Genomic DNA, 1072 nt, shown 5'->3' with positions numbered 1-1072 from the left:
GGGCCTATAGCTCAGCTGGTTAGAGCGCACGCCTGATAAGCGTGAGGTCGGTGGTTCGAGTCCACCTAGGCCCACCATGGCAAACCGATATACCCGAAATAGTCATCTAGAGTACGGACAATCGGCAAGCCCTTTGATGTTGTACCGACACGCCTCTTTCTGTTAAGAGGAAGCCGTACATCAGTGGGGGTGTAGCTCAGCTGGGAGAGCACCTGCCTTGCAAGCAGGGGGTCAGGAGTTCGATTCTCCTCATCTCCACCAAACTTTTTTATCATCGTACCTTGACAACTGCATAAAAATGTTAGAAATACCTCTTTTTTAAAAAGAGAACTTAACGAACCTTGAATTCTTGTTTATAGAAATAGTCAAGTAAGTAAGGGCGTACGGCGGATGCCTTGGCCATATCAGCCGAAGAAGGACGCGATAAGCTGCGATAAGCTGCGGTGAGGTGCAAGTAACCTTTGACCCGCAGATCTCCGAATGGGGAAACCCGGCAGCAGTAGTGCTGTCATCCTCTATGAGGAAGGGCACCCGGTGAACTGAAACATCTAAGTAGCCGGAGGAAAAGGAATCAACAGAGATACCCCTAGTAGCGGCGAGCGAACGGGGCAGAGCCCAAACCGGAATGGGAAACCAATCCGGGGTTGTGGACTGCTATCAAATGCATGAGTGAAGCAGAATGAGCTGGGAAGCTCAGCCAGAGAGAGTGAGAGCCTCGTAGGCGTAAGCGAATGCATGGAGCAGGATCCAGAGTACCACGGGACACGAGAAACCCTGTGGGAAGCTGGGGGGACCACCCTCCAAGGCGAAACACTGATATGGACCGATAGCGCATAGTACCGTGAGGGAAAGGTGAAAAGAACCCCGGGAGGGGAATGAAAGAGAACCTGAAACCGTATGTCTACAAGCAGTCGAAGCACTTTTTAGGTGCGACGGCGTGCCTATTGAAGAATGAACCGGCGAGTTACTTCAGCTAGCGAGGTTAAGCGGAAAACGCGGAGCCGCAGCGAAAGCGAGTCTGAACAGGGCGTATAGTTAGTTGGAGTAGACCCGAAACCACAGTGATCTACCC

Annotated in this window: 2 tRNA genes and 1 rRNA gene; all 3 read left to right on the top strand. The window is 51.8% G+C overall.

Annotated features, from left to right (window positions below):
- A tRNA-Ile gene (locus tag ACE418_RS13425) sits at positions 1 to 77 on the top strand.
- Between the two features lie 108 nt (positions 78 to 185).
- Positions 186 to 261: transfer RNA gene (locus ACE418_RS13420), tRNA-Ala, on the top strand.
- 102 nt (positions 262 to 363) lie between these two features.
- Positions 364 to 1072 (top strand): 23S ribosomal RNA (locus ACE418_RS13415); the annotation flags it as partial.

Source organism: Megasphaera jansseni (assembly GCF_047974155.1).
Lineage (GTDB): Bacteria > Bacillota > Negativicutes > Veillonellales > Megasphaeraceae > Megasphaera.
The sequence above is the reverse complement of the archived record's forward strand: the minus strand, read 5'-3'. Positions and strand labels throughout refer to the sequence as shown.